The sequence below is a fragment of the Emticicia sp. genome (genome assembly GCF_043780375.1).
In the GTDB taxonomy this organism is placed as follows: Bacteria; Bacteroidota; Bacteroidia; order Cytophagales; family Spirosomataceae; genus Emticicia.
Genome location: NZ_JAYWCU010000171.1, coordinates 1 through 18,523 on the forward strand (window position 1 = coordinate 1; position 18,523 = coordinate 18,523).

The following is an 18,523-nucleotide window of genomic DNA, read 5'->3' on the forward strand; positions in this document are numbered from 1 at the left end:
TTTGAAAGCATAGCACCGCTACGGTTGAAAAATTTGCTCAATTTGTAGCCGAAAAGATGGTGTTTTTCGACTTAAAATACTTTCGCAGGAAGTCTAATAGTGTTATTATTGACCAACAATATCAGCTCTCATGCCGCCTAATGCTCCCAATAACTCAATTTTTGCTTTTGACTGAACGTTGAATTTAATCAACGAAGCATTCAAGTCTTCAACTAAAGCATTAAATTCGGCATCTTTGATGTTCATACCTTTGTGAGCAACTTTCATTGATAAACCAGTGTATTTTTCTGCTCCACCCGATGCAGCACCTACTTGATTAACAAGATTCATTTTCAATTTATTCAAACGAACAGGGTCAGCAGCAGCGGCAGCGAAAAACGAATTAATACGCTTATCGGCAGCAACTTTTCCGATAAAATCATCGATAACAGCTGTAATGCCCGCATTCATACCTAAACGTGCGTAAAGTGGTGTATTGCCCTCTACAATATCACCTTTCATAGCTGCTAAAGCACCTAATAGCTGATTTCTTGGCTTAGGAAAAACATTAAATTTAAGCAAAGATTTGTTCAAATCATCTACCAAAGCATTGAAATCGGCTTCGCCAACACCCATACCTTTGTGAGCTGCTTTCATATCTAAGCCAGTATATTTCTCAGTTCCACCTGTTGCAGCACCCACTTGATTGATAAGGTTGTTGCGTAGTTTCATCAAACGAGCTGGGTCGCCAGCGGCATCAGCAAAAAACGCATTGATACGAGCATCACCAGCAACATTTGTAATGAATTGGTCGATTACTGCCGAAATTGCCGCATTTCCACCCAATTGAGCATACAGAGAAGCGTTAGGCTCTACAATGTCAGCTTTCATAGTTGCCAAAGCACCCAACAATTGCATTCTTGGCACTGGAAGGACATTGAATTTTAACAAAGACTTGTTTAAATCATCTACCAATGCATTAAAATCTGCTTCTTGTACATTCATACCTTTGTGGGCAATTTTCATTGTTTGGCCAGTATATTTTTCCATTCCTCCAGTTGCCATACCCACTTGGTTGATAAGGTTGTTACGTAATTTTGTCAAACGAGCTGGGTCGCCAGCGGCATCAGCAAAAAACGCATTGATACGGGTATCTCCAGCCACGTTGGTAATAAATTGGTCAATTACTGCCGAAATTGCCGCATTTCCACCCAATTGAGCATAAAGAGAAGCACCAGGCTCAACAATATCAGCTTTCATGGTTGCCAAAGCACCCAATAACTCTGATTTTTCGGTTGCTGGTACACTAAATTTGTCCAAGGCTTTAGACAAATCATCTACCAAAGCATTGAAGTCGGCTTCTTGCACATTCATTCCTTTGTGGGCAGCTTTCATGCTTAATCCTGAGTAAATTTCTGGTCCGCCAGTAGCCATACCAACTTGATTTATCAAGTTATCACGCAGTTTTTTCAAACGAACAGGATCAGCAGCGGCATCAGCAAAAAATGCGTTGATACGAGTATCACCGGCAACATTTGCGACAAATTGGTCAATTACGCCTTGTATGGCAGCATTTCCCCCCAGACGCACATACAAAGACTTTGGTGCTTCTTCCGTAGTCTTTTTGCAAGCAGTGAAGAACAACGCTCCCGCAAGCAATAAATAGACACTTTTTTTCATAGTGAAAAATTGGTTATTGTTAAAAAAAATTAAAAAATGAACGCATAATGCACTGATAATCAGTGGTCTAAGGTTTTTTTAGGCAAAAAATAACATCTTCGCAAAAAAGAGTTTTTTGCGAATTAGGTTAATGCTACAAATTTCCTAATTTAATATTTTGCTAAAAACAGCAGATTATCGCAAACAAAGCGTTTGCTTCATGTCAGTAAAAAAGTCAATATATTCCATCGGGACAGGACATTTTGGTCCTTCCATTTTGGCAAAATTTACTTTCGATGCAATATAATCTTTTTGTTGAACTACGGCTTTCAAGGCATCTTCCGAAACTTGGTCGTCGTAATAAGTAACGCTTACTGTTTTGAATTCGGGGTTTATAGTACAAGCTGTTACGCCAGTTACAGCACTTAATTTTTGAGAAATTAAGCTACTATCTGCAGCATTAACTTGTTTGTCAAGGTCGAAAACTGCAAGGTGGATTGGTTTAAGGTCAAGTTTTTGAGAGAGAGGTGGCTCTTCCCAGTTCGCCCAAACGAGCATAGAAACAAAGAATGTCAAGGTTAGAAAACCGACAACCTTGGCGGATTTGAGGAGTAAATTTTTCATAGTCGTAAATTTTTGAATTGCTGTCTACCAGCATTTACGAACAAATTGAAAAGTTGGATTTATTTTCTTAGAAAGTTTTTTAAAAAGCAAATAGCAAGTCTAAAAGACTTGCTATTTGCTTGAATATTATTTGGTAATAAATCAAAAAATTATTTCTCAACATCGACACTTAACACGAGCATAAACTCGTCCATTTCGATTTCGACTGCATTTGTTGGCTTTTCCCCTAATGGATATTCCTCGAAAATTTTCAAAGAAAGTGCTTGTACTTCTTGACTGATATATTCACGGTTTGCGTCTATGGCATTGGCTAATGCTTGGTTATTGTTCCAAAGCTGAATGTTGATTTTGTTTGTAACCTCAAAGCCATTATCTTTTCTGTAATTTTGAATACGATTAACAAAATCACGAGCAATGCCCTCTTGGCGAAGTTCGTCAGAAATAGTAATGTCGAGAGCAACAGTTATGCCATTGTCAGAAGCAACTAACCAACCCGGAACATCTTCAGTTTGGATTTCGACGTCTTCTAATTTTAAATGAGTGAAAGAGTGAGGCGGTTCTCCGCCCGTTCCCGAATGAGTGGGTAATTCTCCATTTTTTTCTAATTCTTTCAATTGTTCGGCAGACATTGAGTTGATAAAATTACCAACTTCTTTCATGTCTTTGCCATATTTCGGCCCAAGGGTCTTGAAATTTGGTTTTACTTTTTTCTTCAAAAATCCCCCAACGGACGTTGCTGAATCATCATCAATGTATTCAATTGACTTAATATTTACTTCTGACTTGATGATTTCTTCTACGTGGCGTATTTGTTTACGAGTATTTTCGGACAGCACAGGAATCAAAACTCTTTGCAACGGCTGGCGTACTTTAATCTTGTGTGTTTTACGCAATGAATGAATCAGCGATGAAATGCTTTGAGCTAAATCCATTGAGGCCTCTAAATCTTTATCGACCCAATTTTCTTCATAAATATGCCAATCTGTAAAGTGTACTGACTCGTGTCGAAGTGGTGTATTTTTTTCGATTGCTTCTTCACGAATACAATCTGTCATGCTTTTATAGAGCCAATCGCCATAAAAAGGTGCAATTGGCGACATTAGCTGTGCCACAGTTACCAAACAATGCTGAAGCGTTTCGTAGGCTGCACGCTTGTCTTGGGTCAATTCTCCTTCGTGCGACGAACCGTTCCAAAAACGGCGACGACACAAACGCACATACCAATTTGATAATTGGTCACAAACAAAATCTTGAATCAAACGCCCTGCTTTGGTTGGGTTATAGTCATCGTACTGCTCTCCAACTTCTTTTATCAAAGTATAAAGTTTCGACTGAATCCAACGGTCAAGTTCTGGCAAATGCTCGTATGGAACTCGGTCGAATTCGGTCATTTTATATTTATCCAAATTCGCATAAAGAGCGTAGAAATTATAAGTATTTGAAAGAGTTCCGAAGAATTTTCTTTGTACTTCGCCAATTCCTTCCAAATTAAATTTCAAATTATCCCATGGCTCAGCATTTGTAATCATGTACCAACGAGTTGGGTCAGCACCATATTTGCCTAAAGTTTCAAATGGGTCAACAGCGTTACCGAGACGTTTTGACATTTTATTCCCATTTTTGTCAAGCACTAAACCCGTAGAAACGACATTTTTGAAAGCAACCGAATCATACAACATGCCCGAAATGGCATGAAGCGTAAAGAACCAACCACGAGTTTGGTCGACACCTTCACTTATGAAATCAGCGGGATAATTGGCATCAAAAATCTCTTTATTTTCAAATGGATAATGCCATTGAGCAAAAGGCATAGCTCCCGAATCGAACCAAACGTCAATCAAATCTAACTCACGTTGCATAATTTTTCCGCTTGGAGAAACTAAGTAAACTTCATCTACGAAAGGGCGGTGCAAGTCAAAAACCTCACCCCTGCCCCTCTCCACTGGAGAGGGGTGTAGAACAGTTATTAAATCAAGTCCCTCTTCTGTGGAGAGGGATTTAGGGCGACCGTCGCTACGGCGAGGTTTTAATGCTATATTTATTTCCCCAATAACTCCCCTTATATTTGTTAATACTTCATTATTGCTAAATCTAATAACCTCAAATCCTCTCAGATTCAAGAATTTTGTTCTCATTTCATCATATTCAATAGTTTCATTATGAATATCTCCGTCTATTTCTACAATTAACTTCTTCTCAATACATATAAAATCTACTATAAAGGTATCAATAGAATGTTGCCGTCTAAATTTGAATCCTAACTTAGAGTTTCTGACTTCTTGCCAAATAATATTCTCCGCTTGAGTTTGATTTTTTCGGTTTTCACGTGCAAGATTTTTTAAATTTGACCAATCTTTATAATTAGATTGATAAATAAAATGTTCCCATGTAATATTTTCTTCAACCCCACTTTCTACAACAGAGGGTGACTCTTTGGATTTTTTACTATTATGATAAGCGTTTATAAATTTTTCATTTTTTGCTCGCTGTTCTTCATTTAAAATTTCATCTTTCAAAGCGTGTTTGAGTCCATTTATCAACTCTTCTACCGAACCAATACAAACTTCTTCATTATCTTCCGAACGCCAAATGGGCAATGGCGTTCCCCAATAACGGCTACGGCTCAAGTTCCAATCTACTAAGTTTTCAAGCCAATTGCCAAAACGCCCAGTTCCTGTACTTTCAGGTTTCCAGTTGATGGTTTTGTTTAATTCCACCAATTTATCCTTCATGGCTGTAGTCCGAATAAACCAACTATCCAACGGATAATATAAAATAGGCTTATCAGTTCTCCAACAATGTGGGTAGGTATGCTCATATCGTTGCACATTGAAGGCTTTGTTTTCAGTTTTTAGCTTAATCGCAATGCGTTCGTCCACCGAAAGGTATTTTTCACGATGTGGTCCGCCACCCGCTTGTTTAATGCGTTCAACTTCTTTTTCTTCGTCAGATAAATAAGCCTCTTTTACATATTCTAAAGCAAAATCAGTAATTTCTTTTACAAAACGACCCCTTTTGTCAACAATCGGTACATCTTTTCCAGTTTCATCTTTCACCATGATTGACGGAATACCGTGCTGTTGAGCTACTCTAAAGTCATCTGCACCAAAAGTTGGCGACGTATGCACAACCCCAGTACCATCTTCAGTTGTAACAAAATCACCCATAATTACTCTAAAAGCGGCTGTTTCAGGTTGAACGTAAGGCAGTAATTGCTCATATTCAATTCCGTCTAAATCTGAGCCTTTAAATTCTGATATAATTGTCCAAGGAATGAGTTTTTTGTCGGAAACCTCAAAACCATTAAAATCTCCGTCTTTACCCTTTTCTGTAAAATATTTTCCTACTAACTCTTTCGCCAAAACTACGTTTACAGGCAAAAAAGTATAAGGATTAAAGGTTTTTATTAAAACATAATTAATGTTTTTTCCAACTGTCAAGGCTGAGTTTGCAGGAAGTGTCCACGGCGTAGTTGTCCAAGCTAAGATGAAAACCTCACCCCTGCCCCTCTCCATTGGAGAGGGGTAAGAGTCAAGTCCCTCTCTATTGGAGAGGGATTTAGGGCGACCGTCGCTTCGGTGAGGTAGTAGTTCAAAAAGAAATTCCGACTTATGATTTTCTAAAACCTTAAACTGAGCGGTCAAAGAAGTGTCTTTTATATCTTTATAAGTGCCTGGCATATTTAGTTCGTGCGAACTTAGTCCAGTTCCTGCCGCTGGCGAATATGGCTGAATTGTATAGCCCTTATAAAGCAATCCTTTTTTATAAAATTCTTTTAATAAGTACCAAACGCTCTCAATATACTCGTTTTTGTAGGTAATATAAGGGTTTTCTAAATCAACCCAATAACCCATTTTTTCGGTTAGATTGTCCCATTGGTCAGTAAAACGCATCACCGTTTCACGGCATTTTTGATTATATTCTTCAATGCTAATGTACGATTCGGCGTTCCGATTGCCAATGTCGTCTTTGGTGATGCCCAGCTCTTTTTCGACTTGGAGCTCAACAGGCAATCCATGTGTATCCCAACCACCTTTTCGTTTTACTTGGTAGCCTTTAAGGGTTTTATAACGGCAAAAAATATCCTTAATCGAACGAGCCATCACGTGGTGAATGCCAGGCGTTCCATTTGCTGAAGGCGGTCCCTCAAAAAATGTAAAAGCGGGTTGTCCTTCACGTACTTCTATTGATTTTTCAAAGATTTTTTCTTTCTTCCAAAACTCCAGAATCTCGTCGGCAATAGCGGCGTAGTTGATTGATTTATATTCTTTGTAATACATAATGAATAAAAAATGAGACAGGATTAAGCGATTTTAAGATTAGTAAGATTATAATATTTTCGATTTGTTGATATGTTTAATTGTAAAATATTCAAAACAAATCGTGTCTATCTTATAATCTTTCTAATCCTGTCAAGATTAAGGGTGCAAAGATAAGGATTTTTTGCCCTTCAAAGAACATAATTCCAATACTGATTAAACCTTTAGCTACTTTTTTGTATCAAAAGACCAGTTATTAAAATAAAACATCATGCTACAAAAACACATTCAACATTTATATTGGAGAGCCGGTTTCAGTGAACCACTTTCGGTTGTGCGAGCAGCAGAAAAACATTCAGCCAAACAAATCTTCAAGAAAATGCTCCATGACGCCGAGCAGTATAAGCCTATTGATATTGTAGATTTGAAAGAAATCGCCGCCGAATTGCGACAGTTACGTGAAATGAAAAAAGAGAGTGGGAGCGAAGCTGTGAGAGAGAAGTTTAAAGATTTAAAGAAAGACCGTAAAGAAGAACAAGGTACACTCAACACGACATGGATTGATATTATGTCGACAGAAAAAGGTGTTTTACGAGAAAAAATGGCTTTGTTTTGGCACGGACATTTGGTTTCTCGAAGCCTGAACCCTGCCTTTTCTCAAAGTTATCTTAATACGCTTCGTGAACACGCCCTTGGGAAATTTGGTGATTTATTGATGGCTGTTTCGCAAGAGCCTTCGATGTTGCAATTTTTGAATAATAAACAGAATAAAAAACGTAGTCCAAATGAAAATTTTGCGAGAGAATTAATGGAATTATTCACTCTCGGACGAGGAAATTATACCGAAAAAGATATTAAAGAAGTTGCAAGGGCTTTCACAGGTTGGGATTTTGATATTCAGGGAAGATTCATTTTCAGAGAATTTCAGCACGATGATGGCGAGAAAACGATTTTTGGCAAAACGGGCAACTTCAAAGGTGAAGATGTCATAAATATGATTTTGCAAAAGAAAGAAACGGCTCACTTTATTACGACTAAAATTTACAAATATTTTGTCAATGAAAATGTTGATAATCAAAGAATTACAGAATTATCTAAGCGTTTTTACAAAACTAATTACGACATTGCTGATTTGATAGAAAATATCTTTACAGCTGATTGGTTTTATGATGAAAAAAATATTGGTACGCATATAAAGTCTCCAGTTGAGTTATTGGTTGGACTGAAACGAATGCTGGGAGCCAATTTTGAAGAGCAACAGCCTAATCTCTACATTCAAAAAGTTTTAGGACAAGTTTTACTTTATCCACCAAATGTAGCGGGCTGGGCTGGTGGAAGAAATTGGATTGATAGTTCAAGTTTATTGTTTCGGATGCAATTACCAGCCATGATGTTTTCGGGAAAAGAAAGTAATATCTCAGCCAAAAAAGACGGCGATGTAAATACCGAATATCAAAATAAAAAACGTAGTTTCAAAGCAAATGTTGATTGGGAAGGGTTTTCAAAAGCTATTTTAGTAAAAAACAAAAATATTGTTGAGGAATTAAGTCAATATCTTTTGCAAGTGCCTGTTAATGAGGTATTTAAGCAAGGAATTACAAATAAAATGCAAAATGAGACAGACCCCGAAGCTATTAAAAAAGCAACTTTAGCACTAATGATGTTGCCAGAATATCAGGTTTGCTAAATTTCTGAAATTACCTCACGGCGGCCGACCCCAGCCCTCAGAACTTTAAGTTCTCGAATAAGACCCTTTCCCCTCTTCTTGTGGAGCAGGGCTGTTTGAGTTAATTTCTCCTCCTTTTTTCAAGGAGGAGTACCTTTTAAAAGTATATTTTTCTTGTACTTTTAAAAGGGGAGGTGGTAAATTTCCGTGATTTTACCACCCCGTCCGATTCGTCAAGACACCGAGCGTTGGTCTCACCTCCTTTTTTCAAGGATGGGAAATCATTAGAACTTAACAGCCCTGTTCTTGTGGAGAGGGGGCAGAGGTTAAAAAGACTTATTTTATACTTTTTCACCTCAACCTAAATCCTTCTCCACTGGAGAAGGACTTGAAAAAGGAAAATTTAACAGACTCACCCCCTTACCAATTGGAGAGGGAGCAAAAAACTCAATTGTAAAGCTATGACCTCAAGAAGAAATTTTATAAAAAAGTCAGCATTAGCCACCGTTGGTGGCATGATGATACCCAACTTTCTGAAAGCCTTTGAAATACAAAACTTAGGAGCTATTCAGACGAGTGAAAAAGTTTTAGTAATTATACAACTATCGGGTGGAAATGATGGACTTAATACTGTTGTTCCCTATCGCAACGATATTTATTATAAATCTCGTCCATCAATAGCCATTCCAAGCGAAAAAGTCTTAAAACTCAATGATGATTTGGGCTTAAATCCTGCAATGGAGTCACTCAGAAGTTTGTATGACAATGGTTTGGTGAGTGTCATTAATAATGTTGGATATCCAAATCCAGACCGCTCACATTTTCGTTCGATGGATATTTGGCAGACAGCAAGCGAATCAACCGAATATTTAAACACAGGTTGGATTGGACGTTATTTAGATGCCAATTGTGCAGGAGGAAGCTGCCTACCTTACCGTGCTTTAGAAATTGACGATACCTTGAGTCTATCGATGAAAGGCGAAAAACTAAAAGCATTAGCTGTGCAAGACCCCGAAAAACTTTATAAACAAGTTAGCGGAGATTTTATGAGTAAAATAGCCAAAAACACTTCTGTCAATGAGCATGATAATGTAGCTTATTTGTATAAAACTTTGGCAGAAACAGCCTCTTCAGCGGAGTTTCTGTATACAAAGCGGGTTGCCGCCCAGCGGGTTGCCACCCAACGGGATGCCGTCCAATCGAAGATTTATAAAAGTAATAGTCAATACCCACAAGGAGAGTTGGGACAACGATTGAAAACTATTTCAGAGCTAATAGTTTCGGGAATGCCGACGAGTGTTTATTATGTAAGTATTTCGGGCTTTGACACACATTTTAATCAATTGAACCAACAAGAGCGATTATTGAAAAACTATGCCGATTCGGTCAATGTTTTTGTGAATGATTTGAAGAAAAATAATAGATTGAATGATGTAGCCATCATGACTTTTTCAGAATTTGGCAGACGAGTAAAACAAAATGCCAGCGGTGGCACAGACCACGGTACAGCCAATAATATATTCTTGATTGCCGAAAAGCTAAACCGACCAAAAGTGCTAAATGAAGCACCAAATTTAACAGATTTAGACGAAGGAGATTTGAAGTTTTCAGTTGATTTTCGACAAATATATACTACTCTTCTACAAGATTGGCTTAAAATAAATGATAAAACTATTTTGGGAAAGACATTTCAAAGTTTAAATTTATTATAACAAATTATAAGTAAAATTCTTTTGTCTCTTGTCTCAAATCTTATATCAAAATTTCTGACCATTAAATAAAAAAATAAAGAAAATTCAGAATTAATAAGCAAGAAGTACGTTATTTATATGCAATTTTGTAGTTGAAATTGGCAAATTAACTTCTATGCGAAATCTTTCAAGAATATTTTTTCTGCTTTTATTTTCGACTTCTGTTTACGCACAAGGTTTATGTGATAAAACGGGTGTTGAAAAAGGAGGATTTACTTTTGAAACACCATCAACCATTTGCATAGGGCAAGAAGTAAGAATCAAAGATAATTCGGGTGGAACAGAAGTGAAGTATATCTTTGGTTATCAAGGCGAGGATGCTTCAAAACTCGCGGGTCTTAATCCTACAACTAATACTAAATGGTCATTTCTTGCTGCAGGTCAATACGTAATTTTGCAGTATGGCAAAAAGAACGGCAAGGAGATGTATTTTTGTAATTTGGTTACGGTGAGAGAGAATAATAAGCCAGATATAAGTTATGAAGCCTGTAATAATTCATTAATTATACTAACCATAAGAAATTCTCCAGCTAATAACTTCGATTCCTATAGAATAAAATGGAGTGATGGAAGTATAGATAATATACCTATAGGTACAGTTCTCCCATATTCTGTAAAAAAAACTTTTCCAGTATCTGCAATCCAAAACCTTTTAGTTGAAGGTTTATATACCATACCGAATAATTGCCCAGCGGCACAGCCAATCACTATTAATATGGATAGAGGAGAAATGTTTCCTCGAATCGAAAAAATTGAATTAAGTGAAGATGGAAAAGAAGCAACTATAACTTTGAAAGGAAACCCCGATGCCGATTATTATATTTCAAGCCGTTCGATTGACCAAGCAGGAGCTATTCCAAACAGTTCAATGCCCAAGGTTAAAGCAGGTATTTTTAAGATGACAATCTTAAATCCAGCTAAAAGTCAATGTTTTGCTGTAGGAAGGGTTGGACAAGGAGGTTGTTACGAATATTCTAATGAAGTCTGTTCAATACCATTTACCCTAAAGCCAATTGACGATGATTACCAAATTACTTGGCAACCATCGTCAATTGGGAAAATTCAAAATACTGGCGTTTTTACATATGTTAACCAAGTAGTTACACAAATTATTAGAGAAGAGGGTACAAATAAACTTACTTTTAATGGTGTTACCAGTCCATATTTAGATATTACAGCAGATTGTAGTAAAAAATATTGTTATACCTTGTCTTCAAAAATAATAAGTGCCTATGCGGGATATACAGGTTCTACTTATAATGAAACAGCTACTGTTTCTCAAAAACAATGTGTTGATCGAAAAAGCGTTCACCCTCCAGCTATAACTGATGGATTTGTTTCAGTAAACCCAACTGATGCAATATCGCTTAATTTTAATGATAATAGTACATGGTCATTAATTAGAAAGAAGTATCGCCTTTATCGAGTCGAAGATAATGGACTAAAGCAAATAGATAGTAGTTTGACAGTAAAAACACTTACAGATGCTTCTATTAATGCTTCAGAAAAATCATATTGCTATAAGGTTTCATTTGTTGATAAATGTGATAGTGAATCAGATATTTCACCAGCATTTTGCTCTATATTATTAAATGAAAATGCCATTGGAAATTTACTATGGACAAACCAATCACCTTTTGGAAATACTATAATTAGTAAATTTGAAGTCCAAAGCTACGATGAGAGAACAAATATCGCATCAACTGAAGTAACTAAAAATGCTACTGAAATAACGTATATTCCATTACTTGACAAATTTGACGAAGAAGCTAAATATCAGATAAAAATTATTTCTAACGATGGCAAAGAAAGTTTGTCCAATATTTATATTATTCCAATCTCAGTAAAGCTTTTTTTACCAGATGCTTTCTCGCCAAACGATGATAACATCAATGATAATTTAGAAATAAAAGGCTCTACTAAACGTATTATTGACTTTGAAATGCAAGTGTATAATCGTTGGGGAAATCCAGTTTTTACTTCTAATGACGTGACAACTATTTGGGATGGAAAATTTCAAAATGCTAGTGCCCCAACTGATATTTATACTTATAAAATATACGCCAAACTCAAAAATGGACAGGAATTTAATAAATCTGGAAAATTTTTGCTGTTGAGATAAAGCACCTCTCGACAACGGCAGACCGTCACCAACCCCTCTCCACATGGAGCGGCCGTCGCACGGAGGGGAGTTTCTAAAAAATATTATGAATAGATTTTTCCTTGTAACATTGTGTTTTCTATGCCTTTTTTGTAAAGTTTGCTCTTCACAAACACTTTTTTCTAATATAAAATACCAATTAGAGGCAGGAACTTATCTCTCAACATCGGGCGTAACTCCTTTTTGGCTACGTTCCAATCAATATGGAATTGTACCATTACAAGCCCCAATTCTCACTTTTCGAGGCTCTGCTCACAAAGAATATGATTCCACTACAAATGAAAATCAAAAGCTAAAAAAATTTGGTATTGGCTATGGTTTTTGGGGTGTTGCCAATGTTGGTAAACAAAGTGGACTTTTATTGCCAGAGGCCTACCTAAAAGTTCGTTATAGAGCATTTGAGTTTTATGGTGGTAGAAGACGAGAAATAATGGGCTTGGTTGATACTACACTTACATCTGGTTCCTATATTTGGTCAGGAAATGCTCTGCCGATACCTAAGATTCAGATTTCTGTTCCTAATTATAGACAAATGGGTAAAAGTTCAATTTTTATCAAAGGTGGCATAAGTCATGGGTGGTTTGGAGACCAAGGATACGTAAAAGATTATTATCTACACCAAAAATGGCTTTATGGTAGAATTGGAAAAGAAGATGCTAAATTCAAGTTTTATGCAGGATTTAATCACCAAGTGCAATGGGGAGGTATTACAGAAAATAAAGACCCTTTTTACTCCAAAGATGGAAAATTAACGCCTTATCCTTTATATAGTTATCAGTTTGTACTAATTCCCTTTTTGCAAAAACTTGTTAAACTAAATACTGATAAACTAACCTCTTATGATAGTGGCTTGGCAATAGGGAATCATTTGGGTTCGGCTGATATTGGCTTTGAATTTGAAAACAATAAAATGAAGTTATTATTCTATAAGCAACAACCGTATGATTTTGCACGTTCCCTCTATACATTGAATAATATTGAAGATGGACTCTATGGTTTGAGTATAAATCTTAAAAAACACTATATAGTAAAAAAAGTATTAATAGAGTACCTTCATACAGTTAGCCAAGGTTTATACCGTTTCGGAAAATATAAGACCTCTAATTACGTTGAATATGATGATTATTTTTCTCACGGACAATATATTTCGTATGATTATAATAATTTGATTATAGGTACTCCTTTTATCTTGGAGAATGATAGAGTAATTTACAATAATAGAATAAAAGCCTTTTCAGCTTATCTAAATGGCACACTCATAAAAAAAGTTTCCTATCTTTTTGGGGGTACTTTTAGCTCTAATCTTGGTATTTATCGCGTTAATTTATCAAAAAACCAGTTTTCAGGAAAGATAAATACTAACTACTCTTTAAATAACAATGCCTCTCTATCAAGCCAAGTTACATTCGATATTGGTACTTTGTATTCAAAAAATATTGGATTATCAGTAATTTACAGAAAAACTTTGTAAGTTCGCATACAGAATATAACACTCAATAAAACTTACCTTCCGTGAATTTCTATATATTTCGCTTCTCTATACTTTTTATTTGTTTTTGTGGTAGTATGTGTTTTTCACAAACCATATTTTCTAAAGTCCAATACCAATTAGAATCAGGTGTATATATCTCTACCTCAAATCAAACTCCCTTTTGGTTACGCTCCAATCAATATGGCATAGTACCTTTAGAATCTCAGTTTTTAACAGTAAGAGGAGCAGTTCACAAAGAATATGATTCTACAAAAAATGAGCAGAACAAGCTAAAGAAGTTTGATTATGGCTACGGTGTCAGTTCTGCGGTAAATGTTGGCAAAAAAAGTAATCTTTTTATACCAGAAGTTTATCTTAAAGTTCGCTATGGGGCATTTGAAATTTACGGTGGACGAAGGAAAGAGGTTGTTGGTTTGGTTGATACTACGCTTACATCAGGTTCATATATTTGGTCTGGAAATGCCTTACCCATGCCAAAATTTCAAATTTCTATTCCTAATTATACTTCAATTATTGGTCATGGTTTGATTTCAATTAAGGGTGCTTTTGCTCATGGGTGGTTTGATAATGGTTACGTTAAAAATTATTATTTGCACCAAAAATGGATATATGGCCGAATAGGCAAACCTAACTGGAGAGTGAAGTTTTATGCAGGATTCAATCATCAAGTCCAATGGGGGGGGGAACCTGCAAAATCTTATGTGGAGGCTGGAACAGGTGCATTAATTTCAAAGTTTCCATCAGATTTTGCGACTTACCTAAAAGTAGTGTCTGGTGTTAGCCTTAATAAAAATGATAGTGGTACTGATACAGGAATACCGCTAAATGAAGCCTGGAATCGTGCAGGAAATCATTTAGGAACATTGGATATTGCAACGGAAGTTACCTTGAAAAATATTGATTTGTTTCTGTACCGTCAAAGTATTTATGAAGATGGCTCTTTGTTCTATTTGAATAATATTGCAGATGGTTTATTTGGTTTTTCCATTAAAAGAAAAAATATTCAAAAAGGATTAACTAAAGTTTGTTTTGAATATCTTAATACCACAAGTCAGGGTGGGAGTACGGGAAGTGAAAATACCATTCCGCAATTAAGAGGGCAGGATAGTTATTTCAACAATTCTTTATATCTTGATGCGTGGGCATATAATCAAAATATTATAGGAACTCCATTGATGACGCCATTAAGCCAAATAGATAAAGTATTAATTAGCAAATATAGTTACGGAGACGTACCGCAAACATATATTGTTAACAATAGAGTCAATGGGTTTAATATTTCTTTACATGGAAAAGCCCCGAAAATGAATTTCACCACAAAGTTAATGTGGACTAATAATTTGGGGCTCTATAGCCTAAGATTTGCGGCCAAACAATTTTCTTTTTTGCAACAAATCAATTATCAACTACCTCAATATACATTAGTAGCAAAACTTTCAATTGATAGAGGACAACTCTTTACTAATAATTTAGGGTGTTATTTTGGTGTGCGACGTATCTTCTTGTAATTCGTCTAATTGCTCATAAATTGAATTTTTACTAATATATTCAGGTACTATTCTTTTCAATTCCGTTACAATTTCAAAATTATCCATCTTAGTTAAAATGTTCTCTAATTGCCTTAGTGAACTTGCTATTATATCAAAATCTTCTGCCACAATCTTTGCTATCATAATTTTATTATGATAGGTCGGTATAGTGTTTTCGTTGCTGTTAAGCAATTCTTCAAACAATTTTTCTCCAGGTCTTAAACCAGAGAATTTAATCTCAATATCTCTGCCTAAAATTAAACCAGATAATTGAACCATTTTTTTTGCTAAATCTACAATTTTAACTGGTTCGCCCATGTCAAATACATAAACCTCTCCGCCTTTACCCATCGTACCCGCTTCCAATACTAATTGACAGGCTTCTGGAATTGTCATGAAATAACGAATAATATCGGGATGGGTAACAGTGATTGGTCCACCACTTTCAATTTGTTTTTTAAACAATGGAATAACAGAGCCATTTGAACCCAAGACATTGCCAAATCGGGTGATAATGAAGCGAGTATTGTTACTATGATGTCTATTTAAACCCTGTACATACATTTCTGCCAAACGCTTGGTAGCACCCATGACATTGGTTGGATTAACCGCCTTATCGGTTGAAACCATGACAAATTTTTCAACATTATATTTAGATGAAAGATTCGCTATAACTTTTGTACCAAAAACATTTACTTTTACTGCATTATAAGGGTTTTTTTCCATTAAAGGAACATGTTTGTATGCGGCAGCGTGAAAAACTACCTCTGGTAGCTCTTCCTTAAACAGTTTTTCAATTATCTTTTCATTGGCTACATTGAGAACCTCTACCCTTATATTGGGTAATATAGACTCAGTATCCATTCGTATTAATTCGGTTTCTAAATCGTAGAGAGCTGATTCTGCTTGGTCGATTAGAATTAATTTATTAGGAGAAAATTTAATCAATTGCCTTACCAACTCACTTCCAATCGAACCAGCTGCACCAGTTACCAATACCTTTTTATCGGTAATAAACTGTTTAACTAACTTATTATTGATTGAAATAGAATCTCGCTCTAATAAATCTTCGATTTTAATATGTTGAATCTGATTAATATTTAGCTCTCCATCCATCCATTGACTAATGGGTGGAATTGTTTTTATGGTAACATCATTAGATAGAAACTCTTCAACAATTTTAGCCTTTCTAACGGGTGATATTGATTGAATCGCAAAAATAACTTCAACCGCAGAGCCTACACTTGATTGAATATAAGTGGCCAATGCTTCTTTTTTAGAAATAACTTTTACACCCTCTATCGTCTTATTTATTTTCTGAGGGTTATCATCTACAAAGCAAAGGATTTCATACTTCTTTTTTTTATCCTTCAGTAAAGTGTTTTTCACCATTAAGCCAAGATACCCAGCCCCATAAATAATGACATTTACATTCGTTTTGAATGAGCCTAAGATATTTTCATAAATACTCTTTACTAATAGGCGACTAAAAATTAATGTAAACGAAGAAATAAAATAGTCAATTACTAAAATAGAAATTGGGATATGCAATAGGTTATTTGCTTCATTACCCCAAGAAATGGCATAGCATAAAAGCAGCACACCTAATGCTAATGTATTTACCTTAAATAGCATTTTAGCATCTTCAATACTTGTGTGGCGAATGATACCAGTATATGATTTGAAATATACAAATACAGAAAACTTAACAAATAAAACAATAAGCAAGTGATACTTAAAAAGATATGGATTAATATATACAAGGTCAAAGTTGAAACGTAATACTGAGGCAAAGGAGAATGTTACAGCAGAAATGAATATATCTAATACCAAAATGAGCCACTTTGACACAAACCTATCTGCATATTTTTGTAAAAATTTGGACATAGTTTATCTTTTTTTGAATTTTGGCTAAAAACCATCAGCAAATTTAGCAAGAGATACACATACAGCAAGTTTCTAACTGTTTATATGTATATAATTTTATTATTCGGTAAAAATGAAAAACCTCTGTCTAAACGACAGAGGTTTTCTTGATGTGTGCCTTAATAGGCAAACATCACTTATTTTTTCAACTTTGCATTTTCTGCTTTCAAAGCCTTGATTTCTTTATTCATTTCAATCATATAAAGTGTCAATTCTTCGATTTTCTCTAATAATTTTGAATCACTTGTTACCACATCTAAGCCATTTTTAGACATTTCTTCAGCTGATGGTACATTTGGCAAGTGCTTGTTTGCTATAACAAATTTCTCCACCTCTTCTAATGGTAACATTTTGTATTTCTCATCAAAAACATAGTCAGCCCAATCGGCAGATGCGATAGTGGCTACCTTTAACTTTTCGGTTAAAATGCCTTTTTCAACCAAAAGTCCATAAGAACCAGCAGTTGCAATTGCATCACGTTTTGCTAATGTTATATTATTTCCAATGCTTACAAAGTTAGCTGAAAAATCACCATATACCGTTGGTTGTGTCGTATTTGAATTTGCTATGTACAACTTATCACTTCCTAATTCGCTAAAACCAGCATTAGAGCCGATAAATACATTTCTTATACCAGAAACATTAGAATAGCCAGCTTGATTACCTATTGCAGTATTTGATGTTCCTGTTGTATTTCTAAGCAAAGCAAAGGCTCCAATACCTACATTAGCAGAACCATTTGTATTAGCTCTTAATGCACCATTGCCAAGTGCTAAATTAGCGTCACCTGTAGTATTGGCAGACAACGCAGTAGAACCGATTGCTATATTGGAAGATCCAGTAGTGTTAACGGCTAAAGTAGAAACTCCAACCCCGACGTTTGCACTACCCGTAGTATTTACATTAAGAGAAGCAGTCCCTATTCCAACATTATCAATACCTGTAAAGGCTGGTCTAAAAGAAGCAGTTGAGCCACCCGCTACATAACCAAAAAGTAGATTATTACTACCAGTAGGATCTATGTAACCGGCCATTAAATTATTAACTCTGAAAACAAGTTTTTGTGCATCAGTCGTACCAATAAAGTTAGTTGTAGCATTTGTTCCACTATTTCCAGTAGTAGTCCAGTCTCCATCAACACCTGCGACAGAATTTTGAGATGTCATAGTTTTCCACTCTGCCCCGTCATAAAAATAGAAACCAGAAAGAAAATCGGTTTGATAAACCACCAGACCCTGAGCTGGATTTTGAATTGCACCACGTTGTTGTAAACTCATACGTGGCATCAATAAACCTTTTGTAGATGAACTCAAATCCAAAACCGCTGATTGGTCTGGTTTGGTTGTTCCAATACCAACATTATCTTTTTGAGCAAAAGCAGATGTAGCAATACCAATCCCTAAGGCAATTGCTAATAGACGTAGATTATTCTTCATTTTTATCTTATGATTTTAAATTTTATTGTTTTACATTATAA

General features: G+C 35.6%; 10 protein-coding genes. 5 read left to right on the forward strand and 5 right to left on the reverse strand.

The window, feature by feature from the left end; all coding sequences use genetic code 11:
* Nucleotides 1–105 precede the first annotated feature (105 nt).
* The 3 genes from ACH2CJ_RS13500 to ACH2CJ_RS13510 all read right to left on the reverse strand — a co-directional run bounded on the left by ACH2CJ_RS13500 (nucleotide 106) and on the right by ACH2CJ_RS13510 (nucleotide 6,542).
* Entirely contained in the window at nucleotides 106–1,659 is a 1,554-nt protein-coding gene (locus ACH2CJ_RS13500; protein WP_394993409.1) for a group 1 truncated hemoglobin, read from the reverse strand.
* Between the two features lie 174 nt (nucleotides 1,660–1,833).
* The gene (locus ACH2CJ_RS13505; RefSeq protein WP_394993411.1) at nucleotides 1,834–2,262 is read right to left on the reverse strand and encodes a heavy-metal-associated domain-containing protein; all 429 of its coding nucleotides are present in this window, start codon (nucleotides 2,260–2,262) and stop codon (nucleotides 1,834–1,836) included.
* Nucleotides 2,263–2,411: 149 nt separating this feature from the next.
* Entirely contained in the window at nucleotides 2,412–6,542 is a 4,131-nt protein-coding gene (locus ACH2CJ_RS13510) for a class I tRNA ligase family protein (protein ID WP_394993412.1), read from the reverse strand.
* Nucleotides 6,543–6,792: 250 nt separating this feature from the next.
* On the opposite strand from ACH2CJ_RS13510, the gene ACH2CJ_RS13515 reads away from it, so the two are divergent.
* The 5 genes from ACH2CJ_RS13515 to ACH2CJ_RS13535 all read left to right on the forward strand — a co-directional run bounded on the left by ACH2CJ_RS13515 (nucleotide 6,793) and on the right by ACH2CJ_RS13535 (nucleotide 15,099).
* On the forward strand, nucleotides 6,793–8,208 hold the full coding sequence (locus tag ACH2CJ_RS13515) for a DUF1800 family protein (RefSeq protein ID WP_394993413.1): 1,416 nt from the start codon (nucleotides 6,793–6,795) through the stop codon (nucleotides 8,206–8,208).
* Between the two features lie 440 nt (nucleotides 8,209–8,648).
* The gene (locus ACH2CJ_RS13520) at nucleotides 8,649–9,899 is read left to right on the forward strand and encodes a DUF1501 domain-containing protein (protein WP_394993414.1); all 1,251 of its coding nucleotides are present in this window, start codon (nucleotides 8,649–8,651) and stop codon (nucleotides 9,897–9,899) included.
* Between the two features lie 154 nt (nucleotides 9,900–10,053).
* Complete coding sequence (locus ACH2CJ_RS13525; RefSeq protein WP_394993416.1) at nucleotides 10,054–12,060, forward strand: gliding motility-associated C-terminal domain-containing protein; 2,007 nt, start codon at nucleotides 10,054–10,056, stop codon at nucleotides 12,058–12,060.
* Nucleotides 12,061–12,145: 85 nt separating this feature from the next.
* On the forward strand, nucleotides 12,146–13,570 hold the full coding sequence (locus tag ACH2CJ_RS13530) for a hypothetical protein (RefSeq protein ID WP_394993417.1): 1,425 nt from the start codon (nucleotides 12,146–12,148) through the stop codon (nucleotides 13,568–13,570).
* 95 nt (nucleotides 13,571–13,665) lie between these two features.
* Nucleotides 13,666–15,099 (forward strand): capsule assembly Wzi family protein, encoded by a 1,434-nt coding sequence (locus tag ACH2CJ_RS13535; RefSeq protein ID WP_394993418.1) that lies wholly within the window; start codon nucleotides 13,666–13,668, stop codon nucleotides 15,097–15,099.
* Here the strand turns inward: ACH2CJ_RS13535 and ACH2CJ_RS13540 are convergent.
* Both ACH2CJ_RS13540 and ACH2CJ_RS13545 read right to left on the reverse strand, forming a co-directional pair.
* Nucleotides 15,061–17,007 (reverse strand): polysaccharide biosynthesis protein, encoded by a 1,947-nt coding sequence (locus ACH2CJ_RS13540; RefSeq protein WP_394993420.1) that lies wholly within the window; start codon nucleotides 17,005–17,007, stop codon nucleotides 15,061–15,063. The genes ACH2CJ_RS13535 and ACH2CJ_RS13540 overlap by 39 nt on opposite strands.
* Nucleotides 17,008–17,183: 176 nt before the next feature.
* Complete coding sequence (locus ACH2CJ_RS13545; protein ID WP_394993422.1) at nucleotides 17,184–18,482, reverse strand: hypothetical protein; 1,299 nt, start codon at nucleotides 18,480–18,482, stop codon at nucleotides 17,184–17,186.
* Nucleotides 18,483–18,523 lie beyond the last annotated feature (41 nt).

Coding starts and splice junctions, on each gene's coding strand:
- ACH2CJ_RS13535 (WP_394993418.1), top strand. CDS start 13,666: ATGTGTTTTTCACAAACCATATTTTCTAAAGTCCAATACCAATTAGAA.
- ACH2CJ_RS13505 (WP_394993411.1), bottom strand. CDS start 2,262: ATGAAAAATTTACTCCTCAAATCCGCCAAGGTTGTCGGTTTTCTAACC.
- ACH2CJ_RS13510 (WP_394993412.1), bottom strand. CDS start 6,542: ATGTATTACAAAGAATATAAATCAATCAACTACGCCGCTATTGCCGAC.
- ACH2CJ_RS13525 (WP_394993416.1), top strand. CDS start 10,054: ATGCGAAATCTTTCAAGAATATTTTTTCTGCTTTTATTTTCGACTTCT.
- ACH2CJ_RS13540 (WP_394993420.1), bottom strand. CDS start 17,007: ATGTCCAAATTTTTACAAAAATATGCAGATAGGTTTGTGTCAAAGTGG.
- ACH2CJ_RS13515 (WP_394993413.1), top strand. CDS start 6,793: ATGCTACAAAAACACATTCAACATTTATATTGGAGAGCCGGTTTCAGT.
- ACH2CJ_RS13545 (WP_394993422.1), bottom strand. CDS start 18,482: ATGAAGAATAATCTACGTCTATTAGCAATTGCCTTAGGGATTGGTATT.
- ACH2CJ_RS13500 (WP_394993409.1), bottom strand. CDS start 1,659: ATGAAAAAAAGTGTCTATTTATTGCTTGCGGGAGCGTTGTTCTTCACT.
- ACH2CJ_RS13530 (WP_394993417.1), top strand. CDS start 12,146: ATGAATAGATTTTTCCTTGTAACATTGTGTTTTCTATGCCTTTTTTGT.
- ACH2CJ_RS13520 (WP_394993414.1), top strand. CDS start 8,649: ATGACCTCAAGAAGAAATTTTATAAAAAAGTCAGCATTAGCCACCGTT.